This is a genomic window from Streptomyces sp. NPDC002935 (assembly GCF_040611295.1).
Classification (GTDB): domain Bacteria; phylum Actinomycetota; class Actinomycetes; order Streptomycetales; family Streptomycetaceae; genus Streptomyces.
The window spans coordinates 25,885-52,224 of record NZ_JBEXNW010000036.1; the positions used below are offsets into that span (position 1 = coordinate 25,885).

The following is a 26,340-nucleotide window of genomic DNA, read 5'->3' on the forward strand; positions in this document are numbered from 1 at the left end:
CTCTGGCATATGCCGATCGGACGGTGCGGAATGTCGTGTTCCGGGGGGCGTATTCCTCCGGAACGGCCCCGAAGGGGGTTCTGGACGGCCATGATGGGGGCATGGCGGGGCTGGAGGGTATCGAACAGCCGCGGCGGCACGGAAGTGCGACCGCGGCGCGCTGGACGCCTGCGGTCGAGGACGAACGGGCGCTCAAGGCACTGGAGTTGTTCGGCAATCCCACCGAGGGAGAGGTGCCGTTGCCGTCCCGCCCGGAGTCCGCCGCCACCGCGCGGCGGCTCACCCAGGTCGTGGTGCTGCGGCAGTGGGGGCTGTCCCCGAAGATGACCGAGGACGCGGTCTTACTCGTCTCCGAACTCGTCGGCAACGCCGTGCGGCACACCGGCGCCCGCGTGTTCGGACTCCGTATGCGCCGCCGCCGCGGCTGGATCCGTATCGAGGTCCGTGACCCCTCCCGCGGCCTTCCCTGTCTCATGCCGGTCCAGGACATGGACCTGAGCGGACGGGGCCTCTTCCTCGTCGACAAGCTCTCCGACCGCTGGGGTGTCGACCTGCTGCCCCGCGGCAAGACCACCTGGTTCGAGATGCGCGTCGCCGACCGCTGACCCGCCCCGCCGTACGCAAAAGCCCCGGCCGCTGGGCAGCCGGGGCCTCTGGGGCGCCGCGGAACGAATTGGGGTGTGAACCGCGCCACCGACGACAACCGTGGCCCGGGTCAATGGGTGGAGGTCGCGTCTCTGACTATCGCAGACCGGCCCGACTGATCCAAAAGCAGGGGATCTTGCTCCGCTTACGGGCTCCGCCGACCCCGTGCGACCCCACGCCCGAGATCGCAAAGCGACCCGCACCACCATCCAAGCGGACCAATCGCCGGTTTTTCGGCCGATTCACTCTTAAATGGTCCGGTGACCACGCCCGCCGAAGACCACGCAGCCCCCGCCCCGCCCCGGCGCGCGGCCCTGCTCACGGGACTCGCGCTCACCGCAGGAACCCTCACCGCCGGAGTCACCGCAGGCTGTTCCGCGCCCAGAGCCGCCCAGTCCCACCCCGTCACCCCACCGCCGGCCGCACCCAGCGCACCCCCCGCCAGCGCGACCCGCGGAGCCCCCGCGCTCGCCCCCGCCCCCCGCCGTTATCCCGCCCAGCCCCCCGCCATCACCCACGGCCCCCGCACCCACCCGCCCAAGGTGGCCCTCACCTTCCACGGCCAGGGCGACCCCGCCGTCGCCAACTCGCTTCTCGGCGAAGCCGAGAGGGCCGGCGCCCGGGTCACCGTCCTCGCCGTGGGCACCTGGCTGGACGAGCACCCGGGCCTCGCCCGCCGCATCCTCGACGGCGGCCACGACCTCGGCAATCACACCCTCCGTCACCTCGACATCAACGCGATGTCGCCGACGGAGGCGGCCGCGGAGATCCAGGGCTGCGCGGACCGCCTCAAGCAGCTCACCGGTTCGATCGGCACCTGGTTCCGGCCGTCCCGCAGCCCCCGGGCCTCCCCGCTGGTCGAACGCCTCGCCCGCGACGCGGGCTACCCGCACACGCTCTCCTACGACGTCGACTCCCTCGACTACACCTCGCCGGGAGCCGCCGCGGTCACCCGCAAGGTTCTGGCCGAAGTGAGCCCCGGCTCCGTCGTGAGCCTGCACTTCGGCTACGCCGACACGGTCGCCGCCCTCCCCGCCCTCCTGCACGAACTCGACCGCCGCGGCATGCGCGCGGTCACCACCACGGAGCTGCTGAGCTGATGCTGACGCCACCCTCCCCCCTGCACCGCGTCCTGATCGCCGGCGCCGCCCTCACCGCACTCGCCGCCCTCGCGGGCTGCGGCGGCCCCTCCCGGGACCATGCCGACGAAGCCCTCGGCACCAAGGCCGCCGTCCAGCCCGCCCCGCCGAAGAAGAAGGCGGTCCAGGGTCTGCCCGGCATGCCCCCCTTGCTGGACCCGACGGACGTCTACGCCGCCGACCGTCCGAACCGGCTCTCCCCGGTGGTCAAGGACTTCCCGTCCCGCGTCTACGTGCCCAACACCAACTCCAACACGGTCTCGGTCATCGACCCGAAGACGTACGAGGTCATCGAGACGATCCCGGTCGGCAATCAGCCCCAACACGTCGTCCCCTCCTGGGACATGAAGACCCTGTGGGTCAACAACGACCGGGGCAACACCCTCACCCCCATCGACCCGAGGACCGGCAAGGCGGGCGAGCCGGTCGATGTGCACGACCCGTACAACCTCTATTTCACGCCCAACGGCAAGTACGCCGTCGTCATGGCCTCCCTCGACCGCGAGCTGGTCTTCCGTGACGCGCACACCATGAAGCGCGTCAAGACGGAGCCGGTCAGCTGCTACGGCGTCAACCACGCCGACTTCTCCCCGGACGGCCGCTACTTCATCGTGTCCTGCGAGTTCAGCGGCGAACTGCTGAAGGTCGACACCGAGCGGATGAAGGTGATCGGCAAGCAGAAGCTGCCGTTCCACGGAGCGATGCCGCAGGACGTGAAGATCTCCCCGGACGGCAAGAAGTTCTACATCGCCGACATGATGGCCGACGGCGTGTGGGTCCTGGACGGCGACAAGTTCACCGAACCGACCCTGCTGCACACGGGCAAGGGCTGCCACGGCCTGTACGTCAGCCGGGACTCGCGCGAGATGTACATCTCCAACCGCGGCGAAGGCACCATCTCCATCTTCGACTTCACCCAGAACCGGCTCACCAAGAAGTGGCGCCTGCCCGACGGCGGCAGCCCCGACATGGGCGGCGTCTCGGCGGACGGCAAGATCCTGTGGCTCTCCGGCCGCTACAACGCGGAGGTGTACGCCATCGACACCCGCACCGGGGTCCAGCTCGCCCGCATCCCCGTCGGCAGCGGCCCGCACGGCCTCGCCGTCTACCCCCAGCCGGGCCGGTACTCGCTCGGCCACACCGGCATCTTCCGCTAGGAGGACGCCCGTTGACGGCCCCGGCACCCAGCGGCCGGAACGACGCACGCCGGTTCAGTACGCGCTGAGCAGCGCCTCCGCACCGACGGGACGGTAACCGGCCGCCTGGAACGCCCGCAGACTGCGGGCGTTCCCCGTCGCCACCTGCGCCCAGACCGGCTCGTCGGCGAGGTGCCGCGCCGCCGACGCGAGCGTCCGCCCCAGCCCCCGGTGCCGTACGCCCTCGTCCACCTCGACCGCGACCTCCAGGCGCCCGCCGATCCCGTACCCGAGAACGAGGACCCCGCCGTCCGCGGCCCACGCCCGCACGCCGTCTCGCCGTCTGCGGGACCCGGCGACCCGGGGATGGCCGAGGCCGACGAGCTCCGTGAGCGCGAGGTCCGGCGGGCCGGGGAGCGGGGCGGCGACGGACAGCAGATCGATCGTGTCGTGCGACCGCCCCGTGCGCTCCATGAACGCGGCGAGGAACCGCGGATTCATGGCCGCGGCGAGCGCGTCGCAGTCGACGGCCTTCAGCGCGGCGCGCACCCACCCCTCGTCCTCGTCGGTGAAGACCACGGAGTGCGCGGTGAAGGCGAGGACTCCGGCGTCACGCGGCGAGTGCTGGCGCACGACCATGGTGCCGCCGTCGGGCGGCGGGAAGACCCCACGGGCCGCCGCGTCCAGAATGTCGCGCAGAGTGCCGGGCATGACTGTCCCCCGCCGCTTGAGTCTCCACCCACTGGAAGGCCCAGACTCGCAGACATGATCGACGACGGCACCGGCCTTCTCACCATCGGCGAACTGTCCCGGAGCACCGGCCTGTCCGTCCGCACCATCCGCTACTGGTCGGACGAGGGCGCGCTGCCCCCGGTCGCCCGGTCCGCGGGCGGCTACCGGCTGTACGACGCCGGGTCCGTGGCCCGCCTCGAGCTGATCCGCACCCTGCGCGAACTCGGACTGGGGCTCGGTGACGTGCGCCGGGTGCTGGCGGGCGAGACGACGGTGGCGGAAGTGGCGGCTGCCCATGTGGCGGCGCTGGACACGCAGATCAGGTCGCTGAAGGTGACCCGGGCGGTGCTGTCGACCGTGGCGCGACGCGGCTCGACCGCGGAGGAGATGACACTCATGAACAAGCTGGCGCGGCTCTCGGCCGCCGAACGCGGGCGCATCATCGACGACTTCATGGAGGAGACCTTCGGGGGTCTGGACACCGCCGACCCCGACATCCGTACCCGGCTGCGGTTCAGCATCGGCGATCTGCCGGACGACCCGACACCCGAACAGGTCGACGCCTGGGTGGAGCTGGCCGAGCTGATCCAGGACCGGGGCTTTCGCGCGCGGATGCGCGAGATGATCGAGTTCAACGCGGCGGACCGGGGGCCGGACGTTCCGGCGGGCACGTCCGTGTGGTTCATGAGCCGGCTGGTGCAGTTGGCGGGCGAGGCGCTGGAGCGGGGTGTCGACCCCGGGTCGCCGGCGGCGGACGAGGTGCTGAGCGGGCTGCTCGGCGACGCCGACCGGGCCGCCGTACTGGCGCGCATGGAGTCCGCCGCCCATGCCGAGATGGCCCGCTTCCGGGAGCTGAGCACCCTGGTCCGCGGCATGGAACCGCTGTCGGCGCACCGCGAGGAGTTCGCCTGGGTGGTCGCCGCACTGCGCGCTCACGCGGACCGTTAATGTGACCTCCGTACACAAGGCAGTAACGCACGCAGTGATGCACGACGAAGGGGCGGATCGGTGGCCGACATCGAGGAAGCACGCAAGCAGTTCGAGCGGATCGATACGGACGGTGACGGGTTCATCACCGCAGCCGAGTTCAAGTCCGCTCTCGCCCAGGGCGGCGACTGGAACGTCACCGAGTCGGTGGCGGAGGCCGTCATCGCCAGCCGTGACCTCAACGGCGACAAGGTCCTCTCGTTCGACGAGTTCTGGACCCACCTGAACAAGTGACGCCTGCCGAAGGGGCGCCCACCGGTCTCCCGGCGGGCGCCCCTTCGGCGTACCGAAGCCCGCCCACAAGCCCTAGCGGCACGAGGGCGCGGAGCCGGAAGGGCCGCGGGCGCCCCGGCGTCTTCCGCGGCAGTCACCCGGACGCCGTACGTCCCGGAATAGCGCGTCCGCCCCCGGGGTTGGTGATGCCCATCAGGAGCATCAACCCCGGAAGGGTCTGTCTCATGAAGATCGGCATCATCGGCGCGGGCAACATCGGCGGCAACCTCACCCGGCGGCTCACCGCCGTCGGCCACGACGTCTCCGTCGCCAACTCCCGCGGTCCCCACACGCTCACCGCGCTCGCCGAGGAGACCGGGGCGACCCCCGTCACGGTCGAGGAAGCGGCTCGGGGCGCCGACGTCGTGATCGTCACGATCCCGCTCAAGGCCGTGCCGAACCTGCCGGACGGCATCCTGGACGGAGCCGCCGAGGGCGCCGCCGTCATCGACACCGGCAACTACTACCCCCAGCAGCGTGACGGCAGGATCGCCGGGATCGAGGACGACGGTCTCACCGAGAGCGGCTGGACCGCCCAGCAGATCGGCCACACGGTCATCAAGGCCTTCAACGGCACCTACGCGCAGGACCTCCTCGACCGCGCCCGCCCCGCCGGTGCCCCCGACCGCATGGCCCTCCCGGTGGCCGGCGACGACGCGGCCGCCAAGCGGCGCGTGCGCGACCTGATCGACGAGATCGGCTTCGACACCGTCGACTCCGGCGGCCTGGCCGACTCCTGGCGTCAGCAGCCCGGCACTCCCGTCTACGGCCTCCAGGAAGGCCTCGACGCGGTGAACAAGGCGCTGGCGGAGGCGTCCCCGGAGCGTTCGGCGGAGTTCCGCGGGTAACCGGTACAGCCGGCCCGCAACCGCTCCAGCCGTACGGGGATCAGACGATCTCCAGGGACCGGTGCGGCCCGTCCGGCAGTTCCACCGCCACGCCGTCGCCGGGCCGCACCACCCCGCCGACGAGGACGACACTCATGATCCCGGACCTGAACCGGGCCTTCCCGTCCTCGTCCCGCCCGACGACCTGCTTCAGGAGACCTTTCCTGAACGTGTCGATCTGGGCGCAGGGGTTCCGCAGCCCGGTCACCTCGACGACGGCCGTCGCCCCGAGACGCAGTCGCGTCCCCGTGGGCAGCCCCAGCAGGTCTATGCCCCGGGTGGTGATGTTCTCCCCGAGCTGACCGGCCGCGACCTCGAACCCGGCCTCCCGCACCTCGTCGAACAGTTCCTCGTGGATGAGGTGCACCTGCCGCAGATTCACCTGCGACGGGTCCTTCTCCATCCGGAACCGGTGCTTGACCGTCGTCCCGGCATGGACGTCCCCCTCCACCCCGAGCCCGGCGAGCAGCGTGACGCTCTCCCGGTTCGGCTTGGTGAACGAGTACGTCCCGCTGCTGCTGACCGCGCTGACTGTCCCACCCATGCAATCGCTCCCCGCTCGCCCGGCGGCTGGTCGCGCCGGTGACCAGCGGAATCGTAAGGCCCGCCCGGGGAGAACGGTGAAGGATCCCTAGACCGCCGAGCTCAGCGTGGTCGACGGGGTCTCGGGGGCGTGCGGGTAGGCGGCCGACCGGTGCTGGAAGGAGAGGATCTTCGGGTTCTGGACGACGCCGTCGCGGATCTCGATGGCCTTGCGGACCGTGACGTCGGCGTCCCATGCCGTGGGACCGCTCATGACCTTGCGCAGGTAGGGAAGCAGCGCCTCGCTGATCTCCCAGGTGGCGGAGTTCCACAGGTGGGACGGGCTGTGATCCACCGCGTAGTAGTGGCAGCCCTGCCCCACCGCGGGCATGGGATCGCCGAAGGTGGTCGGGCGGGCCCATGCGAAGCCCATGCCCTCGTCGCAGGCGACGTCGATGAAGAAGGTCCCCGGCCGGAACAGGGCGAGTTCCTCGTCGGTGACGAACATGAGCGGCGCGTCGGTGTCCTGCAGGACGCAGTTGACGATGATGTCGAACCCGGCCAGGTACTCCGCCAGCGGCACGGAACCGGCCGCGGTGACTGCCTGCAGGCGCGACGGATCGTCGTCCTGCTCCTGGAAGTGGCCCATCACGACCGAGGGCATCGGCGAGGCCACCGCCGCGGCGGCGCGCTGGGTGAGCACCGTGACGTCGGAGACGCCCATGGCGCCCAGGCCCGTGACAGCTCCACGCGCTGTGGCGCCGAAGCTGATGACCACCGCGCGCATGCGGCGTCCGTAGCTGCCGGTCAGCCCGCCGAGCTGCAGGGCGTGCAGCACCGAGCAGTAGCCCGCGAGCTCGTTGTTCTTGTGGAACACATGGACGCTGAAGGCGCCCGTGGAGGTCCAGTGGTTCATGGCTTCCCAGGCGATCAGGGTCAGCCGTCGGTCGATGCCGATCTGCGTCATCTTCTCGTCCTGCACGCAGTGCGGCCATCCCCACAGCACCTGGCCCTCGCGCAGCTCGGCGATGTCGTCGTGCATGGGCTTGGGCAGCAGCATGATGTCGCACTCGGCGACGAGTTGCTCGCGGGTGCGCAGGCCCGCCACGAGTGGTCGCAGCGCGTCGTCCGCGACGCCGAACCGCCGGCCGTAGCCCTGTTCGAGGAAGATCTTCTCGCGCAGGTCCGGGGCGATGCGGTCCAGGTGGCGCGGGTGCAGCGGCAGCCGGAACTCGTTCTCCTTGCGGGAGGAGGCAAGTACTCCGAGACTCATCAGACTCATGTGGGGCGGCTCATCTCCGGCCGGACGCGATGTGCTCCGGCCTTTGCCGTTCCCCGAGGGCGACACCGAAATGGATGACGGCGTGCGAGGTGCGCTCGGTACGGCCACGGTACTCCCGTCCCGGCGCCGGGACCCCCGCCGCTCGTTTGAGCTCGACGTACGCGCAGGTCGCCGGCACCGGATCTGCCCGCGGGAGGACAGCGCGGACCGTCGACGATCTCTAGGCGCTGCCGGCCCACGCGCGCAGCGCGGCCTTGCTCTCGAAGTCCGCGACGTCCCTGTCCACCGGCTCGTCGGTGTACTGGTGGAAGCGCCACTTCGCCTGAATGCGGGGTTTGCCGGCGGTGACGTAGTCGGCGATCCAGAGGCCGTCACCGGCGTACGAGGTGGTGTCGACGTTCAGCCAGAAGTCCCGGTTGGTGTAGAGCACCACCCGGTGGTCCGGGCGGAGTTCCCTCACCTTGCGGAGGAAGCGGTCCTTCTCCGCGTTGCTCGCGTGGGTGCCGTCGCCCGTGGTCTCCCAGTCGACGGCGAGCAGATCGCCCGCCTTCTCGGGGGCCTTGCTGACGAAGTACGCGGCCTGGGCGGTGATGTTGCCCGGCCACAGGAAGTGGTAGAAACCCACCACACAGTCCGCGTCGCGGGCCGTTCTCACCTGCGCGGTGAGCTTCGGGTTGACGTACGAGCGGCCTTCCGTCGCCTTGACGAAGACGAAGGAGAGGCCGGCGGTGCCGTATGCGGACGGCTGGTAGGCGCTGACGTCGATGCCTCGCAGCATGGGTGGAGCCTCCGTGCACGGGGGGACGGGCCACGCGGGGCGATGCCCGGTGTCGTGGGGAACAACTGCCTTTCACGTTCCCCCACTTAGCCCACCCCACCCTCGTACAGGTGACCGGCGCGGACGCCCTCGTCCTCGCGGCCCGTCAGGACGCGGCGGGCGTGCGGTGCCGGCCGGACCGGTCGGGCGTGCCGCTGGGCTCGCCGGACCGGGCCGGGTCCATGGCTGTTCGTCAGCACTCGATGATGTTGACCGCCAGCCCGCCCCGGGCCGTCTCCTTGTACTTGACGCTCATGTCGGCGCCGGTCTCCTTCATGGTCTTGATGACCTTGTCGAGGGAGACCATGTGGGAGCCGTCGCCGCGCATGGCCATCCTGGCCGCCGTGACGGCCTTCACCGCGGCCATGCCGTTGCGCTCGATGCAGGGGATCTGGACCAGGCCGCCGACCGGGTCGCAGGTCAGGCCGAGGTTGTGCTCCATGCCGATCTCGGCGGCGTTCTCGACCTGCTCGGGGCTGCCCCCGAGCACCTCGGCGAGCGCGCCGGCCGCCATCGAGCAGGCCGAGCCGACCTCGCCCTGGCAGCCGACCTCGGCGCCCGAGATGGAGGCGTTCTCCTTGAAGAGCATGCCGATGGCTCCGGCCGCGAGCAGGAACCGTACGACGCCCTCCTCGTCTGCGCCCGGCACGAAGTTGATGTAGTAGTGCAGCACCGCAGGGATGATGCCCGCCGCGCCGTTGGTGGGGGCGGTGACCACACGTCCGCCCGCCGCGTTCTCCTCGTTGACCGCCATCGCGTAGAGGGTGATCCACTCCATCGCGTGGGCCAGCGGGTCGCCCTCGGCGCGCAGCTGGCGGGCCGAGTGGGCGGCGCGGCGGCGGACCCGGAGGCCGCCCGGCAGGATGCCCTCGCGGGCCATGCCGCGCGAGACGCATGCCTGCATCACGCGCCAGATGCCGATGAGCCCTTCGTGGATCTCCTCCTCGGTGCGCCAGGCCCGCTCGTTCTCCAGCATCAGGGCGGAGATCGACAGGCCGGTCTCCTTCGTGAGCCGCAGCAGCTCGTCGCCCGTGCGGAACGGGTACTTCAGGACCGTGTCGTCGAGCTTGATGCGGTCCTCGCCGACCGCGTCGTCGTCCACCACGAAGCCGCCGCCGACCGAGTAGTACGTCTTCTCCATGACGAGCTCGCCGGAGGCGTCGTACGCGAAGATCGTCATGCCGTTCGCGTGGTACGGCAGGGCCTTGCGGCGGTGCAGGACCAGGTCGTTGTCGAAGGAGAAGTCGATCTCGTGCTCGCCGAGCAGGTTGATCCGCCCGGAGGACTTGATCTGCTCGACCCGTTCGTCGGCGCCCTCCACGTCCACCGTCCGGGGTGAGGAGCCCTCCAGGCCGAGCAGCACCGCCTTGGGGGTGCCGTGGCCGTGGCCGGTCGCGCCCAGGGAGCCGTACAGCTCGGCGCGTATCGCCGTGACCGGGGCCAGCAGCTCTTCGTTGCGCAGCCGCCGGGCGAACATGCGTGCGGCGCGCATCGGGCCCACCGTGTGGGAGCTGGACGGGCCGATGCCGATCGAGAACAGGTCGAAGACCGAGATGGCCACGGGAACTCCTTGGTGGTTTCGCCGGACGCCGTTGTCCGGCGGAGGTGGTGCGGAACTGCATGGAACGGGGCACCGCGCTCTGCTTCCAGTGTGCGCGGTGCCCCGGACGTCCGTACGAGAAGAACCGTACGGACCCAAACGTACGACCTAGAGCGTACGAAACTACTTCAGGCCGGGGTACAACGGGTGCTTGTCGGCCAGAGCGGACACGCGGATCTTGAGGGCCTCCGCGTCGTAGGACGGCTTCAGCGCCTCGGCGATGATGTCCGCGACCTCGGTGAAGTCCTCGGCGGTGAAGCCGCGGGTGGCGAGGGCGGGCGTGCCGATGCGCAGACCGGAGGTGACCATCGGCGGGCGCGGGTCGTTCGGGATGGCGTTGCGGTTGACCGTGATGCCGACCTCGTGGAGGCGGTCCTCGGCCTGCTGCCCGTCCAGCTCGGAGTTGCGCAGGTCGACCAGGACCAGGTGCACGTCCGTGCCCCCGGACAGGACGTCCACGCCCACGGCCTTCACGTCGTCCTGGACCAGACGCTCGGCCAGGATGCGCGCGCCGTCCAGCGTGCGCTGCTGGCGCTCCTTGAAGTCCTCCGTGGCGGCGACCTTGAAGGAGACGGCCTTGGCGGCGATCACATGCTCCAGCGGACCGCCCTGCTGACCGGGGAAGACCGCGGAGTTGATCTTCTTGGCCAGCTCGGCCGTCGAGAGGATCACGCCGCCGCGCGGGCCGCCGAGGGTCTTGTGGGTGGTCGTCGTGACGACGTGGGCGTGCGGCACCGGGTTCGGGTGCAGCCCCGCGGCCACCAGGCCGGCGAAGTGCGCCATGTCGACCATGAGGTACGCGCCGACCTCGTCGGCGATGCGGCGGAACTCGGCGAAGTCCAGCTGCCGCGGGTAGGCGGACCAGCCGGCCACGATCAGCTTCGGCCGGGACTCCTTGGCGAGGCGCTCGACCTCGGCCATGTCGACCTGACCGGTCTCGTCGCTCACGTGGTAGGCGACCACGTTGTAGAGCTTGCCGGAGAAGTTGATCTTCATGCCGTGGGTGAGGTGCCCGCCGTGCGCCAGGTTCAGACCCATGATCGTGTCGCCCGGCTTGAGCAGCGCGAACATCGCCGCCGCGTTGGCCTGGGCGCCCGAGTGCGGCTGGACGTTGGCGTGCTCGGCGCCGAACAGCGCCTTGACGCGGTCGATGGCGATCTGCTCGACCACGTCGACGTGCTCGCAGCCGCCGTAGTAGCGGCGGCCGGGGTAGCCCTCGGCGTACTTGTTGGTCAGGACCGAGCCCTGGGCCTCCATGACCGCGACCGGAGCGAAGTTCTCCGAGGCGATCATCTCCAGGGTGGACTGCTGGCGGTGCAGCTCGGCGTCGACGGCGGCGGCGACGTCCGGGTCCAGCTCGTGAAGCGGGGTGTTCAGAAGCGACATGCGGTGACTCCTCAGCCGGCGGTGAAGGCGGTGTACTCGTCGGCGGACATCAGGTCCTCGGGCTGGTCGGCGACGCGCACCTTGAACAGCCAGCCGCCCTCGAAGGGCGCGGAGTTCACCAGCGACGGGTCGTCCACCACGTCCTGGTTCGCCTCGACGACCTCGCCGTCGACCGGGGAGTACAGGTCGCTGACCGACTTGGTCGACTCCAGCTCGCCGCAGGACTCGCCCGCGGTCACCGTGTCACCGACCTCCGGGAGCTGGGCGTAGACGACATCGCCGAGCGCGTTGGCCGCGAACTCGGTGATGCCGACCGTCGCGACGCCGTCCTCGGCGACGGACAGCCACTCGTGCTCCTTGCTGTAGCGCAGCTGCTGGGGGTTGCTCATGGCCTGAATTCTCCTGTACGCGGTGGAGTGGTGATGGAGGGAAGCGTGGGTAGCGCGGGCAGATGTGCCCAGGGTCACGTCCGGCGCCCGACGGGGTCGCCCGTCAGTGCCGGCGCCCGACGGGCATCCGTGTCATGTCCGGCCCGTGCGGACCAGTCTTACTTCTGGCGCTTGTAGAACGGCAGCGCCACGACCTCGTACGGTTCGTGGCTGCCCCGGATGTCCACGCCGACACCGGCGGTGCCCGGCGCGGCGTGCGCGGCGTCGACGTACGCCATGGCGATCGGCTTGCCCAGCGTGGGGGAGGGGGCACCGGAGGTGATCTCGCCGATCACCTGGCCGTCGGCGACGACCGGGTACCCGGCGCGCGGCACGCGACGTCCCTCGGCGATCAGGCCGACGAGGACCCGCGGCGGGTTCTGCTCGGCACGGGAGGCGGCCTCCTCCAGCGCGGCGCGCCCCACGAAGTCGCCCTCCTTCTCGAACTTCACGACCCGCCCGAGGCCGGCGTCGAAGGGGGTCAGGGAGGTGGTGAGCTCGTGCCCGTACAGCGGCATGCCCGCCTCCAGGCGGAGCGTGTCGCGGCACGACAGACCGCAGGGGACCAGCCCGGCCGGGGTACCCGCGTCGGTCAGCGCCTGCCACACCTTCTCGGCGTCGGCGGGGGCGACGAACAGCTCGAAGCCGTCCTCGCCCGTGTAACCGGTGCGGGCGATCAGCGCCGGAACGCCGGCCACCGTGCCCGGCAGGCCCGCGTAGTACTTCAGGCCGTCCAGGTCCGCGTCGGTGATCGACTTGAGGATGCCGGGGGACTCCGGCCCCTGCACGGCGATCAGCGCGTACGCGTCACGGTCGTCGCGCACGACCGCGTCGAAACCGGCGGCGCGCTCGGTCAGGGCGTCCAGCACCACCTGGGCGTTGGAGGCGTTCGCCACGACCATGTACTGAGGGGACGCGGCTTCGTGATCGGCGAGGCGGTAGACGATCAGGTCGTCCAGGATGCCGCCGTCCTCCTGGCAGATCATGGTGTAGCGGGCGCGGCCGACGCCGACGGTGGCGATGTTGCCGACCAGCGCGTGGTTCAGGAGCGCCGCGGCCTCGGGGCCGGTGACGGTGATCTCGCCCATGTGGGAGAGGTCGAAGAGGCCGGCCTTCGTGCGGACGGCGAGATGCTCGTCCCGCTCGGAGCCGTAGCGCAGGGGCATGTCCCAGCCTGCGAAGTCGGTCATGGTCGCGCCGAGCGAGCGATGCAGGGCATCGAGCGCGGTGTGACGGGGTGCGGTGCTGCTCATCGGTCTGGCTCCCAAGGCATGACGGCGAGGTCGTTCCTCCCCATCTGTCATCGGAACCTGAGAGGTTCATCAAGACCCCACGAAACGGTGGTCCTGATTTGCACCTTGGGTGGAGCCACCGGTGGGCGGCCCGCTTTTCAGATGTGCCTCGCCCGCGCGGTAACGGTGCCTGAGAGATTCAAGGGAGGGACTTGCTCCTTCGGCGCCCGGGTACACGTACCCAGGACTCTCCCGCGCGGATTCAAGCGGCCGGTATGCAGTTGGCGCGGCCATCATTGCACGCGCCGTCCGATCCTGGCAGTCCGCGGCCGGAGGGTCCGATTCCGGCGGTCCGCATCTGTGACCGGCCTGTGGCAGTCCGTGCACCGAAATGGGAAGCGCCGGGCATTACCTTCTCTTTACACTCGACGGGGATGGGACTCCACATCCAAGGGGAGGACGGTCACGGTGAACAGGACCACGGCGTACGCGACGACCTCGGGTCTCGCGCTGCCCGAGCAGACCGGTGTACCGGCCCGGGAGGCGTGCGGTCCGCTTCCGGCGGCCGTCGTCAGGGACCTCCGGGACCGGGCCGGACACAGCCCGCACGGTCTCCGCTTCGGGGCACGCGACGTCGTCGTGGTCACCGGACTGCCCGGCAGCGGCAAGTCGACCCTGATGCGGCGGGCCGTGAAGGGCGCGCGCGTCGACTCGCAGGACACCCGCGACCGCTGGGACGGGCGCACGGCCCGCCTGCTGCCCTACGCGGTCTACCGGCCCCTCGTCCGCCTCGCGCACTACGCCGGTCTGCGCCGTGCGCTGCGCGGCGACGGCGGAGTCGTCGTGCACGACTGCGGCACGCAGGCCTGGGTGCGCCGCTGGCTCGCCCGCGAGGCCCGGCGCCGGGGCGGCGCGCTGCACCTGCTGCTGCTCGACGTCACGCCGGGCACCGCGCTGGACGGCCAGCGCGAGCGCGGCCGGGGCGTCTCGCGCTACGCCTTCGCGCGCCATCGCGGCGCGGTCACCCGGCTGCTGCGCTCCGTCGAGAAGGGCGACCTGCCCGAGGGGTGCGGATCGGCGGTGCTGATCGACCGGGACGCGGCGGACGTGCTGCGCAGGATCGACTTCGGCCCCTGACCGACGTGCGGGCGCATTAACCTTTCCAGCCGGAACAGTGGTTCGAAGCAGGCGGTAGACAGATGGACTTCCCGGCACAGGCGCATCCCCATCCGCACGGCGGTTGGCCCGGCAACGAGCTGGAGGAGGTGCTGTCCTCCTCCCTCGGTGTGCCCGCGGGGCCCTCGGCGGGCGCCCGCATCGTCGAGGTGCTCGGCCGCAGCTTCGTCTGGGTGCCGCTGCCCAACGGCGGTGGCCCGCAGACCGGTCCGCTCGACCTGCCCACGATGGAGCTCGGGGGCCAGGTGTACGTCCCCGTCTTCAGCTCCGAGGAGCAGTTCCGGCAGGTCACCGGCGGCCACATGTCGTTCACGATCGCGCCCGCCGTGGAGTTCGCCCGCGGACTTCCGCCGCAGGTCGGCATCGCGGTCAATCCGGACGGCGTGGTCGGCGTACCGCTGCCGCCGACCGCCGTCGCCGAGCTGTGCCGGGCCGGGCGGACCCTGCTGGACGGGTCGGCCAGCGGTGGCCGGGTGCGGCTCTTCGAGCCCGACTGGCAGGAGGATCCGGTGGACTTCCTGGCCGCCGCCTCGGCCGAGTTCGCCGGGACCGGCGTCGTCCTGAGCGCCCGCCGCTGTCTGGCCAGCATCGAGGGCGACGATCCGGTCATGTTCATCGGCGTCGAACTCTCGCTGTGGGAGGGCGAGGCCCGCACCCTTCCCCTCGACGCCCTCGGCCGGGCCCTCGGCCGTGTCCCGATGAACATCCCGGTGAACCTGGTTCTCCTGGACGTGACGCAGGACCCGGTCGGCGACTGGATGCGCGCCCAGGTGCGCCCCTTCTACCAGCACGGTCACTGAACGGCGCCCGTCCCGAGGGCGCTCGGGAAGCCGTCCGCACGGCCACGGACGGCCCGCCGCGGCCCGCGATCGGCGAGCTTCGGCTCTCGACGGCTTCCCCCGGCGGAGCGCGATCGCCGCATAAGCTGGTTTCATGGCCCGGTCGAGGTGTTGACGCACGTTCGTCGACCGGTGCCTCGGGCGTAATGGATGGGTTCGTCGTGAATAGTTCGCGAAGGGGCGGTTGAGGGTGAGCGCGTCGGGCACGGCCGCGGCCGGGCAGGTCGAGCACATGCTGCGCCAGGTGACGCCCGGGCGTTACGACGCCTACGAGGCGCTGCTTCGCGCGCTCGCGACCCCGTCGTCCGGCCAGGTGTGGATGCTGCTCTGGCACGGCCAGGCGGGCTCCCCGGACGCCCAGTACGGGAACATGCAGGTGGAAGGCTTCGGGTACGCGCCCTGCGTCACCTCCGCCCAGGAACTCTCGGCCAGCGGCTGGAACCGCTCGTACGAGGTCGTCGACGGGCTGGACGTCGCCCGCACCCTGTACCCCGACCACTTCGGTCTCTGGCTCAACCCGCACGCCCCCGGCGGCGGCCTCGGCATCCCCTGGCTGGATCTGCGCCGGATCGCCACCGGCCTGGAGCGGCAGCCCGCGGGCCCGCTCCGGCTCTCCGAACCCGGTATCGAGATCCCGCAGTTCTACGCCCTGCTCACCCAGAACGCGCATCTGACCCCGGCCGTGCGCTCGCTGCGCCGCGCCTGGGTCCAGCCCGCGCTAGGGGCGCCGTATCTCGCCATCGGCCTCGACCTCTACGACACTTCGCCGCCCGCCGTCGACTCGGTGCGGGCGATGATGCAGCAGTCCATCGGCGCGGTCCCGGACGGGCTGCCCGTCTCCACCGTCGCGATGTCGGACGAGTTCGACCCGGTCGCGATGTGGCTGCGCGCCAACGCCCGGCCGTTCTACGACCGTGAGGCGCACGCGGCCCCCGCACAGGCGCCGATGGCGGGCGGTTACGGCTATCCGCCGGCCCGCGGCGGCTACTGAGGGCGTTCCGCATCCCGGACCCGTCGGACGACAGTGCGAGTACGGCTGGCATCATGACCCTGCGGACGACTCTCGTGTGTCGTACGTGCCGTGCTGTTGACCTGCGGGGATTCAGCCACCTGGGCTAGTTGTCCCAATTTGGTACGGCTTGGCACTTAAAGGGCTCTGGTGAACCTTTCGAACCCAAATGCCCGCCGTCCGGCTCGCGTTACCCACTGTCCGGATAACGGAATCCCCCAACAAGCATCACGGTTGCGCATACTTTCTCCATGAGGCCTGGCACCTGATCGTGGCGGCACTGAAGACTCGCCCATCAGACACGGGACATCGATCCTGTGAGCGAGTGCAAGTCGAATCATCAGCCGGGTCATCGGACCGCACCATCTGCGGTCAACTTCCTGGCGAGCAAGTGAACCAAGCCGCAGACAGCGGCAGGCGTAGGCCGGTCACCACCGGCGAGAGGGGTCGGGTCACTGTGACCGCACCGATCGAGACCACCGCGACGGCAACGGAAGCGCAGCCAGAGGCTGTGCTTGCCGGAGTCGGCAAGGGGCAGATCGAGGGCCGTTCCCTGGGACAGATCGCCTGGACGCGCTTCAAGCGCGACAAGGTGGCGGTCGCCGGCGGTGTCATCGTCGTACTGCTCATCCTGATGGCCATCCTCGCCCGGCCCATCCAGTCGATGCTCGGGCTTGACCCGAACGCCTTCCACCAGGATCTGATCGACCCCAACACCTCGCTCCCCAAGGGCGGTTCGGGCGGCATGAGCGCGGACCACCCGCTCGGCGTCGACCCGAAGTTCGGGCGCGACCTCGCCACCCGTGTCCTGGAGGGCTCCTGGGTGTCGCTGGTGGTCGCCTTCGGCGCCACCATCCTGTCGAACGTGATCGGCGCGATCCTGGGCGTCGTCGCGGGCTTCTACGGCGGGCGGGTCGACTCGATCATCAGCCGCCTGATGGACACCTTCCTCGCCTTCCCCCTCCTGCTCTTCGCGATCGCCATCTCCGCCACCCTGCAGGGCGGCGCGTTCGGCCTCGAAGGGCTCCCGCTGCACCTGAGCGTCCTGATCTTCGTGATCGGCTTCTTCAACTGGCCCTACCTGGGCCGGATCGTCCGAGGCCAGACGCTCGCCCTGCGTGAGCGGGAATTCGTGGACGCCTCCCGGGGCATGGGCGCCAGGGGCCCGTACATCGTCTTCCGGGAGCTGCTGCCCAACCTGGTCGGCCCGATCATCGTCTACTCGACGCTGCTCATCCCGACCAACATCCTCTTCGAGGCGTCCCTGAGCTTCCTCGGGGTCGGCATCCAGCCCCCGCAGGCTTCGTGGGGCGGCATGCTCAGGGAAGCGGTCACCTACTACGAGGTCGACCCGCAGTTCATGATCGTGCCCGGCCTCGCCATCTTCGTGACCGTCCTCGCCTTCAACCTGCTCGGCGACGGTCTCCGCGACGCTCTCGACCCGCGCAGTCGCTGATGCCTGACGCACACCGAGAGACCATCAAGTTTCCGACAATGGAGGGGAACCCGCCCATCATGCGAAGGTCAGCGCTGGCCGCTATTGCGGCCATCGGCTCCGCCAGCCTGCTCGTTGCAGGCTGCAGCAAGGCCGATGACAACAAGAACGACGACACCACCAAATCAGCTGGGGCCAACGCAGCGACCAAGGACGTCGTCAACGCCTCCACGAAGAAGGGGGGCACGGTTACGTACGAGTACTCCGATGTCCCGGACTCCTTCGACCCGGGCAACACGTACTACGCGTACATGTACAACCTCAGCCGGCTGTACGCCCGCCCGTTGATGACGTTCCAGCCCGGCGCCGGCGAGAAGGGCAACACCCTTGTCCCGGACCTCGCGGCCAGTGCGGGTGTCCCGAGCGACGGTGGCAAGACCTGGACGTACAAGCTGCGTACGGGTCTGAAGTACCAGGACGGCACCGCGATCACGTCCAAGGACGTCAAGTACGCGGTCGAGCGCTCCAACTTCGCGCGTGACGTGCTCTCCCTCGGCCCGAACTACTTCCAGCAGTTCCTCGTGGGCGGCGACAAGTACAAGGGTCCGTACAAGGACAAGAGCGGCAAGGGCCTCTCCTCCATCGAGACCCCGGACGACACCACGGTTGTCTTCCACCTGAAGACCGCGTTCCAGGAGTTCGACTACCTGGTCGCCTCGCCGCAGACGGCTCCGGTCCCGCAGGCCAAGGACAACGGCGTCGACTACGTCAAGAACATCGTGTCCTCGGGCTCGTACAAGTTCGACAGCTACGCCGACGGCAAGCAGGCCGTCCTCGTGCGCAACGAGAACTGGGACGCGAAGTCCGACCCGCTGCGCAAGCAGTACCCGGACAGGATCGTCGTGAACCTGAAGGTCAACGCCGAGACGATCGACAAGGACGTCCTCGCGGGCGACGCGATCGACCTCGGTGGTGGCGGTGTCCAGGCCGCGACCCAGGCCCAGGTGCTCAGCTCGGCCGACAAGAAGGCCAACACCGACAACACCTACGGTGGCCGTCTCGTCTACATGGCGATCAACACCAAGGTGAAGCCGTTCAACAACGTCGCGTGCCGCAAGGCCGTGCAGTTCGCGATCGACAAGGTCTCGGTGCAGACCGCCGAGGGCGGCCCGATCCGTGGCGACATCGCCTCCACGGTTCTCCCGCCGGACATCCCGGGCTACGCCAAGTCGGACGTCTATGCCTCCACCGACAGCAAGGGTGACGCGGCCAAGGCCAAGGACCAGCTGAAGGCCTGCGGCAAGTCGACGATCAGCACCAACATCTCGGCGCGCAGCGACCGTCCGCAGGAGATCGACGCGGCCACCGCGATCATCGCCTCGCTGAAGAAGGCCGGCATCAACGCCACCCTGAAGCAGTACCCGTCGGGCAAGTACTTCACCGACTACGCGGGTGTCCCGAAGTTCACCGAGAAGCAGAACATCGGCCTGATCATGATGCAGTGGGGTGCCGACTGGCCCTCCGGCTACGGCTTCCTGCAGCAGATCCTGAACGGCTCCGCGATCGGCGACTCGGGTAACACCAACCTGTCGCAGTACGACAACAAGGACGTCAACGCCCTCCTCGAGAAGGCGATCGGTACGCAGGACAACGCCGCGCGCAACGGCCTGTACACCGAGATCGACAAGAAGACCATGGACGACGCCGTCCTCGTGCCGCTGACCTACTTCAAGGTTCTGCTGGCCCGCCCGCAGTACGCGACCAACCTGGTCTCCACGGCGGCCTTCAGCGGTCAGTACGACTACCTCAACATCGGCACCACGAAGAAGTAGCAGCCCCGGAAGGCAGGTGAAGGCATTGGTGCCCGCGGGCTTAGCGGCCCGCGGGCACCAGCGCCGATCCCCGTGATCTCGTACATCCTCCGTCGGACGGCAGCGGCAGCGATCCTGCTCCTGGTCGTCTCCGCGGTCACCTTCGCCATCTTCTTCCTGCTGCCAAGACTGGCCGGCCAGACCGCCGACCAGCTCGCGCAGCAATACATCGGGAAGAGCCCGTCGAAGGCCGACATCCTCGCGGTCAAGCACAACCTCGGTCTGGACCAGCCCGTCTACGTCCAGTACTGGCACTTCATCAAGGGGATCGTCAGCGGCGCTACCTATGACCTGGGCCCCACCACGGTGCACTGTGACGCGCCGTGCTTCGGGTACTCCTTCAAGACCCACCAGGCGATCTGGCCGGACCTCACGTCCCGCCTTCCGGTGACTCTCTCGCTGGCCGCGGGTGCCGCGGTGATGTGGCTCGTGTCCGGTGTGGCGATCGGCGTGGTCTCCGCGCTCAAGCCGCGCTCGATCTTCGACCGCACCTTCATGGGCGTCGCGCTCGCCGGTGTCTCGCTGCCCATGTTCTTCACGGGCAACCTGGCGCTGCTGCTCTTCACCTACCAGTGGCCGATCTTCGGCCGCACCTACGTCCCGCTCACCGAGAACCCCGCGCAGTGGGCCAACACCCTCTTCCCAGCGTGGTGTTCTCTCGCGCTCCTGTACTCCGCCATCTACGCGCGGCTCACCCGCTCGGGCATGCTGGAGACGATGAACGAGGACTTCATCCGCACGGCCCGCGCCAAGGGCCTGCGCGAGAGCAAGGTCGTGGTCCGGCACGGACTGCGCGCTGCTCTCACCCCGATCATCACCGTCTTCGGCATGGACCTCGGTCTGCTGCTCGGCGGTGCCGTGATCACCGAGACCGTGTTCTCGCTGCACGGCATCGGGCAGTACGCGGTGCAGGGCATCACCGACAACGACCTGCCGAAAATCCTCGGCGTGACTCTTCTCGCCGCGTTCTTCGTCGTCGTGGCGAACCTTCTGGTGGACATGCTGTACGCGGCCGCCGACCCGCGGGTGAGGCTCTCATGACCGAACTTTCCAAGACCGGCGCCGCGCTCGGCGAGCCCGTCTCCTCACCCTCGAACGCGCCCAAGTCGTTCCTCGAAGTGCGTGACCTCAAGGTGCACTTCCCGACCGACGACGGTCTGGTCAAGTCCGTCGACGGGCTCAGCTTCTCGGTGGAGAAGGGCAAGACCCTCTGCATCGTGGGCGAGTCGGGCTCCGGCAAGTCCGTCACCTCGCTGGCGATCATGGGCCTGCACCGGCTCGGCGCGCGCGGCAAGAACGTCCAGATGTCGGGCGAGATCTGGCTGGACGGCCAGGAACTGGTGAACGCCGACCCGGACGAGGTGCGCAAGCTCCGCGGCCGCGAGATGGCGATGATCTTCCAGGACCCGCTGTCCGCGATGCACCCGTACTACACGATCGGCAACCAGATCGTGGAGGCGTACCGCACGCACCACAAGGTCGACAAGAAGACCGCCCGCAAGAGGGCGATCGAGATGCTCGACCGGGTCGGTATCCCCGAGCCGGCCAAGCGCGCCGACAGCTACCCGCACGAGTTCTCCGGCGGTATGCGGCAGCGCGCGATGATCGCCATGGCGCTCGTCAACAACCCCGAGCTGCTCATCGCCGACGAGCCGACGACCGCCCTCGACGTCACCGTCCAGGCGCAGATCCTCGACCTCATCCGCGATCTGCAGAAGGAGTTCGGCTCCGCGGTCGTCCTCATCACCCACGACCTGGGTGTGGTGGCCGAGATCGCCGACGAGGTGCTGGTGATGTACGGCGGCCGGTGCGTGGAGCGCGGCTCCGTCGACCGGATCTTCGAGCAGCCGCAGCACCCCTACACCTGGGGTCTGCTCGGCTCGATGCCCCGTATCGACCGCGAGACCTCCGACCGGCTCATCCCGGTCAAGGGCCAGCCGCCGAGCCTCATCAACGTCCCCTCGGGCTGCGCCTTCCACCCGCGCTGCCCGTACGCGGACCTGCCCAAGGGCGATGTCACCCGCACCGTGCGCCCCGAACTGCAGCTGATCGGCAGCGGCCACTACACCGCCTGCCACCTCTCGCAGGAGGACCGCACGCGGATCTGGACCGAAGAGATTGCGCCGAAGCTGTGACTGAGACGAACAAGACGGACGGCGGGGGCGCGGTGATCCCGCAGCAGGCGGGGGCTCCCGAGCACCGCGCGAAGTCCTCGGAGAACCGCGAGGTCCTGCTCCGGGTCCAGGGGCTGCAGAAGCACTTCCCCATCCGGAAGGGCGTTCTCCAGCGTCAGGTCGGCGCGGTCAAGGCGGTCGACGGCATCGACTTCGAGGTCCGCAAGGGCGAGACGCTCGGCGTCGTCGGCGAGTCCGGCTGCGGCAAGTCGACCATGGGCCGGGTCATCACCCGTCTCCAGGACCCGACCGGCGGCAGCATCGAGTTCGAGGGCCAGGACATCACCCGGCTCAGCGCTTCGAAGATGCGTCCGCTGCGCCGCGACATCCAGATGATCTTCCAGGACCCGTACGGGTCGCTGAACCCCCGTCACACCATCGGCTCGATCGTCTCGGCGCCGTTCCGGCTCCAGGGCGTGGAGCCCGAGGGCGGTGTGAAGAAGGAGGTCCAGCGGCTCCTGGAGCTGGTGGGTCTGAGCCCCGAGCACTACAACCGCTACCCGCACGAGTTCTCCGGCGGTCAGCGCCAGCGCATCGGCATCGCCCGCGCGCTCGCCCTGAAGCCGAAGCTGGTCGTGGCGGACGAGCCGGTCTCGGCGCTCGACGTGTCGATCCAGGCGCAGGTCGTGAACCTGATGGACGACCTGCAGTCCGAGCTCGGTCTGACGTACGTGATCATCGCCCACGACCTCTCGGTCGTGCGCCATGTCTCGGACCGCATCGCGGTGATGTACCTCGGCAAGATCGTCGAGCTCGCCGACCGCACCTCGCTGTACGAGGCGCCGATGCACCCGTACACCAAGGCCCTGATGTCGGCCGTGCCGGTGCCGGACCCCAAGCGCCGGGGCAACAAGAGCGAGCGGATCCTGCTCAAGGGCGACGTGCCCTCGCCGATCGCCCCGCCGAGCGGATGCCGCTTCCACACCCGGTGCTGGAAGGCCACGCAGATCTGCAAGACGACCGAGCCGCCGCTCATCGAGCTGAAGCCCGGCCAGCAGGTCGCCTGCCACCACCCGGAGAACGCCGCGGACCAGGCGCCGCAGGACATCGTCCTGCTGTCGGCGGCGCGGGAAGCGGTGGAGCTGGTCTCCGCCGTGGACTCCGCCGAGGTGTCGGGCAAGGCTCCGGCCGAGGTCGCCGCCACCGGTGAGGAGACCGGCGAGGCCGGCTCCGCGTCGGACTCCGCGGCGTCGGACTCCGCGGATGCGGAAGCCGATCGTCAGGAGTCAACCGGCAAGTAGGCCATGACGACTTGGCAAAGTCATGAGCATGCTCGAACGGGAGAGTGCAGAGTCCTGCGTGTCCGTCTGATCGGAAATGATCGGCACACGTACGAAAGGGACGCTGATGGCACTCTCCCGTTCGGCACGTTTAGGGGCTCTCGCGACCGCGATGGCCTCCTTCTGTCTCATCGCCGCCTCCTCCGCCCCCACCCCGGGCGCCGACGGCATCGGTGACGCCTACTTCCCCCAGCTCGGCAACGGCGGCTTCGACGCCCGCCACTACGCCCTCGACGTGGCGTACAACCCGGACACCGACCGCCTCGACGGTCGTACGACCCTCACCGCCCGCGCCACCCAGAGCCTCTCCGCCTTCGACCTGGACCTCCAGAAGCTGGATGTCACCAAGGTCGAAGTGAACGGCAGACGGGCCCACTTCACGCGGGAGGGCGACGAGATCCACATCACCCCGCGCGGTGTGCTGGCCAAGGGCAAGACCTTCACGGTGACCGTCACCTACGGCGGAGTCCCCGAAGCGCTGAACGGCCCGATCGTGTTCGGCTCCGACTACGGGTGGATGAAGACCCCCGACGGCGTCTTCGTGGCCTGCGAGCCCAACGCGGCCTCCACCTGGTTCCCCTCCAGCGACCACCCGGCCGACAAGGCGACCTACGACATCCGCATCACCACGCCCAAGGGCCTGACGGCGGTCTCCAACGGACGTCTGATATCGACCCGCGACCGGGGCGGCAGCACCGTCGCGCACTGGCGCGAGAGCAGGCCCATGGCCACCTACCTCGCGACGGCGACCATCGGGAAGTTCGACGTGAAGACCGGCGTGACCCCCGCCGGGACACCGATCTACGTCGCCGTCGACCCGGTGCTCGCGAACAGCAACAGCGTCGACGTGTACGGCGTCACGGCCGAGGCCACCGACTACTGGTCGCAGGTCTTCGGCCCGTACCCGTTCGAGGAGACCGGCGCGATCGTCGACGACATGCCGCAGGCGGGATTCTCGCTGGAGGTGCAGTCGAAGCCCGCGTACTCGGCGGTGCGCTCGGAGTCGACCATCGTGCACGAGCTGGCCCACCAGTGGTTCGGCGACTCCGTCTCGGTGGAGCGCTGGAAGGACATCTGGCTGAACGAGGGCTTCGCGACCTACGCCCAGTGGCTGTGGTCCGAGCACAAGGGCATCCGCTCGGCGCACGACTCGTTCGTCGCCGGGTACACCGCGCGGCCCGCGGACGCCGCCTTCTGGCAGATCACGGTCGCCGATCCGCAGCGGGACACGATGTTCGCCTCGGCGGTCTACCAGCGCGGCGCGATGACGCTCCAGATGCTGCGCGAACGCATCGGCGACACCGCCTTCTTCAAGCTGCTCCCCGCGTGGACGAAGCTGCACAGGTACGGCAACGCCAGCACCGCCGACTTCATCGCCCTCGCCGAGCGGATCTCCGGCCGACAGCTCGACGACCTCTTCCAGACCTGGCTGTTCACCACAGGCAAGCCCACCCTCTAGACCTTCCTTCGTAAGGCGCACACCCCGCGACAGGTGAGAATGTGGGGGTGTTCCAGCATCTGTTCAACCCCTCCGTCCAGCACACGCTCGACCTGATCGGCATCTTCGTCTTCGCGATCTCCGGCGCTCTGCTGGCCGTCCGAAAGAATTTCGACGTCTTCGGCATCGCCGTCCTCGCGGAGATCACCGCGCTGGGCGGAGGGCTGCTGCGCGACATCATCATCGGCGCCGTACCCCCGGCCGCCTTCACCGACCTGGGGTACTTCACCACGCCGATCGTCGCCGCCCTGCTCGTGTTCTTCCTGCACCCGCAGGTGGAGCGCATCCAGGTCGGCGTGAACGTCTTCGACGCGGCCGGGCTCGGACTGTTCTGTGTCACCGGCACCGTGAAGGCGTACGACTACGGGCTCGGCCTGACCGCCTCCGCCGCCCTCGGCCTCGCGACGGCCGTGGGCGGCGGTGTGCTGCGGGACGTCCTCGCCAACGAGGTGCCCTCGCTGCTGCGCTGGGACCGCGACCTCTACGCGGTGCCCGCGATCGTCGGCGCCACGATGGTCGTGCTCTGCATCCGCTACGACGTGCTCACCCCGTTCACCAGCGGCCTCGCCGTCGTCACGGCCTTCGTGCTGCGTCTGTTCGCGATGCGCTACCACTGGCGGGCTCCGCGCGCGTGGAACCGCCGCTCGACGGTGAGGGAGGAAGAGACCCCCTGACCCGGCCCGCGCCGTCGCTGCCGGGAGTGCCGTCGGGGCTGCCCGTGCCGGCGGCGCCGGACAAGGCCGCCGGGCCGGCGGTCTTCGCCGTGCTCGCCGCGTCTGCCGTGTCGACCAGGGCGGACGTGCCCGTCGGGTCGGCCAGGTCGGCGGTGCCCGCCGTGCTCCCGGTGCCGGCCGTCCCCGTGTCGAACCGCTGGGTCAGCCAGAGGAACACCTCCGGCAACTGCGGCCGCCACAGCCCCATGTCGTGGCCGCCCGCGCTGCGCGGCAGCAGCACCACGTCCACGCTCGTCGGCGGCCTCGCGATCGTCTGGATCGCCGCGCCCGCCTGATAGCCGTCGCCGGACTCGCCGGAGAAGTAGAGCGCGATCCGGGGCGGGACGCGGTCGGCGCGCAGCATCAGATAGGGATTGTTCCGTCGGCGCAGGTCCGGGTTCCGTCCGGCGAGTGAACTGCGTTCGCCCTTGGGGTCGTTGTAGCCGGACATGCTCACCGCGGCCCGGTAGCGGTCCGGGTGGGCGACGGCCAGCTTGGTGGCGCAGTGCGCCCCGGCCGAGTACCCGGCCGTCGCCCAGCCGTCCGGCGCGGCCACGGCACGGAAGTTGTCCGTGACCATCCTCGGTACGTCGATGCTGAGCCAGCTCTCCGCGTTCACCGTGCCCGGGATGTTCGCGCAGCCGGTGTCCGCGCGGGCCAGCAGGTTGGTGCGCGGCGCGACCAGGATGAACGGCGCGACCCGCCCGTCACGCATCATCGGCAGCAACTGCTCGTGCACCTTGAGCGATCCGAACCACGCCTTCGCCGAGCCGGGATGGCCCGGCAGCAGCTCCACGACGGGGAACCTCCGGTGGCGGTAGGCGGGTTCGTCGTACTGCGGCGGCAGCCAGACGTAGACCTCCGCGTTCACCCCCGACACCCGCCCCCTGAGCTCGGTGACGCGCACCCCGCCGGCCCGCCGCATACGCGGCCCGTCGGCCTGCCGGAAGGTCTGCCGCACCTTGGGCAGGCGCTCCAGCGCGATCCCTCCGGTGCCGTCCGAGCCGAGGTCGACGGCCTGCTGGACGTGGTCGCCGGTGCCCAGGAGGTCGGCCCAGTCGTCGTACAGGCTGTTGGCGTTGTTCACGAGGATGAACACCAGGCTGATCGCCGTGCCCTGGGCGAACAGCAGCATCAGGAGCCGGGCCGCGCCCCGCACGGGCGCCGGTCCGCGCACGCGGGACCACAGGACCAGGGGCAGCACGAGGGCGACGGCGCACAGCGCGATCGCGGTCAGGAGGAACGGCGTCCCGGTGAGGCTCATGTCCATTCAGAGGAG

The 26,340-nt window shown here is 69.7% G+C and carries 25 protein-coding genes and 1 riboswitch; of the genes, 16 read left to right on the plus strand and 9 right to left on the minus strand.

What is annotated here, in order from left to right; all coding sequences use genetic code 11:
- Positions 1-101: 101 nt before the first annotated feature.
- The 3 genes from ABZX90_RS34960 (at position 102) to ABZX90_RS34970 (ending at position 2,941) form a co-directional block, all read left to right on the plus strand.
- The gene (locus ABZX90_RS34960) at positions 102-605 is read left to right on the plus strand and encodes an ATP-binding protein (RefSeq protein ID WP_351130763.1); all 504 of its coding nucleotides are present in this window, start codon (positions 102-104) and stop codon (positions 603-605) included.
- Between the two features lie 300 nt (positions 606-905).
- Entirely contained in the window at positions 906-1,745 is an 840-nt protein-coding gene (locus ABZX90_RS34965; protein WP_351130761.1) for a polysaccharide deacetylase family protein, read from the plus strand.
- Entirely contained in the window at positions 1,745-2,941 is a 1,197-nt protein-coding gene (locus ABZX90_RS34970) for a hypothetical protein (protein ID WP_355211759.1), read from the plus strand. Before ABZX90_RS34965 ends, ABZX90_RS34970 begins: the two co-directional genes overlap by 1 nt.
- 54 nt (positions 2,942-2,995) lie before the next feature.
- On the opposite strand, the gene ABZX90_RS34975 is transcribed toward ABZX90_RS34970, so the two are convergent.
- Complete coding sequence (locus ABZX90_RS34975) at positions 2,996-3,631, minus strand: GNAT family N-acetyltransferase (protein WP_355211762.1); 636 nt, start codon at positions 3,629-3,631, stop codon at positions 2,996-2,998.
- Positions 3,632-3,685: 54 nt separating this feature from the next.
- Here ABZX90_RS34975 and ABZX90_RS34980 point away from each other — a divergent pair, with 54 nt between their 5' ends.
- The 3 genes from ABZX90_RS34980 (at position 3,686) to ABZX90_RS34990 (ending at position 5,760) form a co-directional block, all read left to right on the plus strand.
- Positions 3,686-4,600, plus strand: a complete 915-nt coding sequence (locus ABZX90_RS34980; RefSeq protein WP_351130757.1) for a MerR family transcriptional regulator — start codon at positions 3,686-3,688, stop codon at positions 4,598-4,600.
- A 60-nt stretch (positions 4,601-4,660) separates the two neighbouring features.
- Positions 4,661-4,873, plus strand: a complete 213-nt coding sequence (locus ABZX90_RS34985) for an EF-hand domain-containing protein (RefSeq protein ID WP_351130755.1) — start codon at positions 4,661-4,663, stop codon at positions 4,871-4,873.
- 224 nt (positions 4,874-5,097) lie between these two features.
- On the plus strand, positions 5,098-5,760 hold the full coding sequence (locus ABZX90_RS34990; RefSeq protein WP_351130753.1) for an NAD(P)-binding domain-containing protein: 663 nt from the start codon (positions 5,098-5,100) through the stop codon (positions 5,758-5,760).
- A gap of 40 nt (positions 5,761-5,800) precedes the next feature.
- Here ABZX90_RS34990 and ABZX90_RS34995 read toward each other — a convergent pair whose 3' ends face one another.
- The 7 genes from ABZX90_RS34995 to gcvT all read right to left on the minus strand — a co-directional run bounded on the left by ABZX90_RS34995 (position 5,801) and on the right by gcvT (position 13,087).
- A complete protein-coding gene (locus ABZX90_RS34995; RefSeq protein ID WP_351130752.1) occupies positions 5,801-6,343 on the minus strand; it encodes an MOSC domain-containing protein in 543 nt (180 codons plus the stop codon).
- Between the two features lie 87 nt (positions 6,344-6,430).
- Positions 6,431-7,603 carry a N(5)-(carboxyethyl)ornithine synthase gene (locus ABZX90_RS35000; RefSeq protein ID WP_351130750.1) on the minus strand — a complete coding sequence of 391 codons (1,173 nt, stop codon included), beginning with the start codon at positions 7,601-7,603 and terminating at the stop codon, positions 6,431-6,433.
- 220 nt (positions 7,604-7,823) lie between these two features.
- A complete protein-coding gene (locus tag ABZX90_RS35005; protein WP_351130749.1) occupies positions 7,824-8,381 on the minus strand; it encodes a glycoside hydrolase family 25 protein in 558 nt (185 codons plus the stop codon).
- A gap of 232 nt (positions 8,382-8,613) precedes the next feature.
- Positions 8,614-9,981 carry an L-serine ammonia-lyase gene (locus ABZX90_RS35010; protein ID WP_355211769.1) on the minus strand — a complete coding sequence of 456 codons (1,368 nt, stop codon included), beginning with the start codon at positions 9,979-9,981 and terminating at the stop codon, positions 8,614-8,616.
- A 162-nt stretch (positions 9,982-10,143) separates the two neighbouring features.
- Entirely contained in the window at positions 10,144-11,406 is a 1,263-nt protein-coding gene (gene glyA / locus ABZX90_RS35015) for a serine hydroxymethyltransferase (protein ID WP_351130745.1), read from the minus strand.
- 11 nt (positions 11,407-11,417) lie between these two features.
- Positions 11,418-11,795, minus strand: coding sequence for a glycine cleavage system protein GcvH (gcvH, locus tag ABZX90_RS35020; RefSeq protein WP_261705604.1), 378 nt, complete (start codon positions 11,793-11,795; stop codon positions 11,418-11,420).
- Between the two features lie 158 nt (positions 11,796-11,953).
- The gene (gcvT, locus tag ABZX90_RS35025) at positions 11,954-13,087 is read right to left on the minus strand and encodes a glycine cleavage system aminomethyltransferase GcvT (protein WP_351130744.1); all 1,134 of its coding nucleotides are present in this window, start codon (positions 13,085-13,087) and stop codon (positions 11,954-11,956) included.
- A 147-nt stretch (positions 13,088-13,234) separates the two neighbouring features.
- A riboswitch (glycine riboswitch) is annotated at positions 13,235-13,331 on the minus strand.
- A 203-nt stretch (positions 13,332-13,534) separates the two neighbouring features.
- On the opposite strand from gcvT, the gene ABZX90_RS35030 reads away from it, so the two are divergent.
- The 10 genes from ABZX90_RS35030 to ABZX90_RS35075 all read left to right on the plus strand — a co-directional run bounded on the left by ABZX90_RS35030 (position 13,535) and on the right by ABZX90_RS35075 (position 25,022).
- On the plus strand, positions 13,535-14,203 hold the full coding sequence (locus tag ABZX90_RS35030) for an AAA family ATPase (RefSeq protein WP_351130742.1): 669 nt from the start codon (positions 13,535-13,537) through the stop codon (positions 14,201-14,203).
- A gap of 62 nt (positions 14,204-14,265) precedes the next feature.
- Complete coding sequence (locus tag ABZX90_RS35035) at positions 14,266-15,042, plus strand: enhanced serine sensitivity protein SseB (protein ID WP_351130741.1); 777 nt, start codon at positions 14,266-14,268, stop codon at positions 15,040-15,042.
- Positions 15,043-15,271: 229 nt separating this feature from the next.
- Positions 15,272-16,072, plus strand: coding sequence for an enhanced serine sensitivity protein SseB C-terminal domain-containing protein (locus ABZX90_RS35040; protein WP_351130739.1), 801 nt, complete (start codon positions 15,272-15,274; stop codon positions 16,070-16,072).
- Between the two features lie 475 nt (positions 16,073-16,547).
- Positions 16,548-17,546 (plus strand): ABC transporter permease, encoded by a 999-nt coding sequence (locus tag ABZX90_RS35045; RefSeq protein WP_351130737.1) that lies wholly within the window; start codon positions 16,548-16,550, stop codon positions 17,544-17,546.
- Positions 17,547-17,605: 59 nt separating this feature from the next.
- The gene (locus ABZX90_RS35050) at positions 17,606-19,357 is read left to right on the plus strand and encodes an ABC transporter substrate-binding protein (RefSeq protein WP_351130736.1); all 1,752 of its coding nucleotides are present in this window, start codon (positions 17,606-17,608) and stop codon (positions 19,355-19,357) included.
- 72 nt (positions 19,358-19,429) lie between these two features.
- The gene (locus tag ABZX90_RS35055; protein WP_351130735.1) at positions 19,430-20,437 is read left to right on the plus strand and encodes an ABC transporter permease; all 1,008 of its coding nucleotides are present in this window, start codon (positions 19,430-19,432) and stop codon (positions 20,435-20,437) included.
- The gene (locus ABZX90_RS35060) at positions 20,434-21,531 is read left to right on the plus strand and encodes an ABC transporter ATP-binding protein (RefSeq protein ID WP_351130734.1); all 1,098 of its coding nucleotides are present in this window, start codon (positions 20,434-20,436) and stop codon (positions 21,529-21,531) included. The genes ABZX90_RS35055 and ABZX90_RS35060 overlap by 4 nt, the downstream gene beginning before the upstream one ends.
- A 35-nt stretch (positions 21,532-21,566) precedes the next feature.
- Positions 21,567-22,811, plus strand: coding sequence for a dipeptide ABC transporter ATP-binding protein (locus ABZX90_RS35065; RefSeq protein WP_351130787.1), 1,245 nt, complete (start codon positions 21,567-21,569; stop codon positions 22,809-22,811).
- Between the two features lie 106 nt (positions 22,812-22,917).
- Positions 22,918-24,309, plus strand: coding sequence for a M1 family metallopeptidase (locus tag ABZX90_RS35070; RefSeq protein WP_351130733.1), 1,392 nt, complete (start codon positions 22,918-22,920; stop codon positions 24,307-24,309).
- Positions 24,310-24,356: 47 nt separating this feature from the next.
- On the plus strand, positions 24,357-25,022 hold the full coding sequence (locus ABZX90_RS35075; protein ID WP_351130732.1) for a trimeric intracellular cation channel family protein: 666 nt from the start codon (positions 24,357-24,359) through the stop codon (positions 25,020-25,022).
- Here the strand turns inward: ABZX90_RS35075 and ABZX90_RS35080 are convergent.
- Positions 24,922-26,325 (minus strand): alpha/beta hydrolase-fold protein, encoded by a 1,404-nt coding sequence (locus ABZX90_RS35080; protein ID WP_355211779.1) that lies wholly within the window; start codon positions 26,323-26,325, stop codon positions 24,922-24,924. The two genes, ABZX90_RS35075 and ABZX90_RS35080, sit on opposite strands and share 101 nt — an antisense overlap.
- Between the last annotated feature and the right edge of the window lie 15 nt (positions 26,326-26,340).

Bases quoted from the DNA above. Each gene is read 5' to 3' on its own strand.
- ABZX90_RS34960 (WP_351130763.1), top strand. From the start codon at position 102: ATGGCGGGGCTGGAGGGTATCGAACAGCCGCGGCGGCACGGAAGTGCG.
- ABZX90_RS34970 (WP_355211759.1), top strand. From the start codon at position 1,745: ATGCTGACGCCACCCTCCCCCCTGCACCGCGTCCTGATCGCCGGCGCC.
- ABZX90_RS34975 (WP_355211762.1), bottom strand. From the start codon at position 3,631: ATGCCCGGCACTCTGCGCGACATTCTGGACGCGGCGGCCCGTGGGGTC.
- ABZX90_RS34980 (WP_351130757.1), top strand. From the start codon at position 3,686: ATGATCGACGACGGCACCGGCCTTCTCACCATCGGCGAACTGTCCCGG.
- ABZX90_RS34990 (WP_351130753.1), top strand. From the start codon at position 5,098: ATGAAGATCGGCATCATCGGCGCGGGCAACATCGGCGGCAACCTCACC.
- ABZX90_RS34995 (WP_351130752.1), bottom strand. From the start codon at position 6,343: ATGGGTGGGACAGTCAGCGCGGTCAGCAGCAGCGGGACGTACTCGTTC.
- ABZX90_RS35000 (WP_351130750.1), bottom strand. From the start codon at position 7,603: ATGAGTCTGATGAGTCTCGGAGTACTTGCCTCCTCCCGCAAGGAGAAC.
- ABZX90_RS35005 (WP_351130749.1), bottom strand. From the start codon at position 8,381: ATGCTGCGAGGCATCGACGTCAGCGCCTACCAGCCGTCCGCATACGGC.
- glyA (WP_351130745.1), bottom strand. From the start codon at position 11,406: ATGTCGCTTCTGAACACCCCGCTTCACGAGCTGGACCCGGACGTCGCC.
- gcvH (WP_261705604.1), bottom strand. From the start codon at position 11,795: ATGAGCAACCCCCAGCAGCTGCGCTACAGCAAGGAGCACGAGTGGCTG.
- gcvT (WP_351130744.1), bottom strand. From the start codon at position 13,087: ATGAGCAGCACCGCACCCCGTCACACCGCGCTCGATGCCCTGCATCGC.
- ABZX90_RS35035 (WP_351130741.1), top strand. From the start codon at position 14,266: ATGGACTTCCCGGCACAGGCGCATCCCCATCCGCACGGCGGTTGGCCC.
- ABZX90_RS35050 (WP_351130736.1), top strand. From the start codon at position 17,606: ATGCGAAGGTCAGCGCTGGCCGCTATTGCGGCCATCGGCTCCGCCAGC.
- ABZX90_RS35060 (WP_351130734.1), top strand. From the start codon at position 20,434: ATGACCGAACTTTCCAAGACCGGCGCCGCGCTCGGCGAGCCCGTCTCC.
- ABZX90_RS35070 (WP_351130733.1), top strand. From the start codon at position 22,918: ATGGCACTCTCCCGTTCGGCACGTTTAGGGGCTCTCGCGACCGCGATG.
- ABZX90_RS35080 (WP_355211779.1), bottom strand. From the start codon at position 26,325: ATGAGCCTCACCGGGACGCCGTTCCTCCTGACCGCGATCGCGCTGTGC.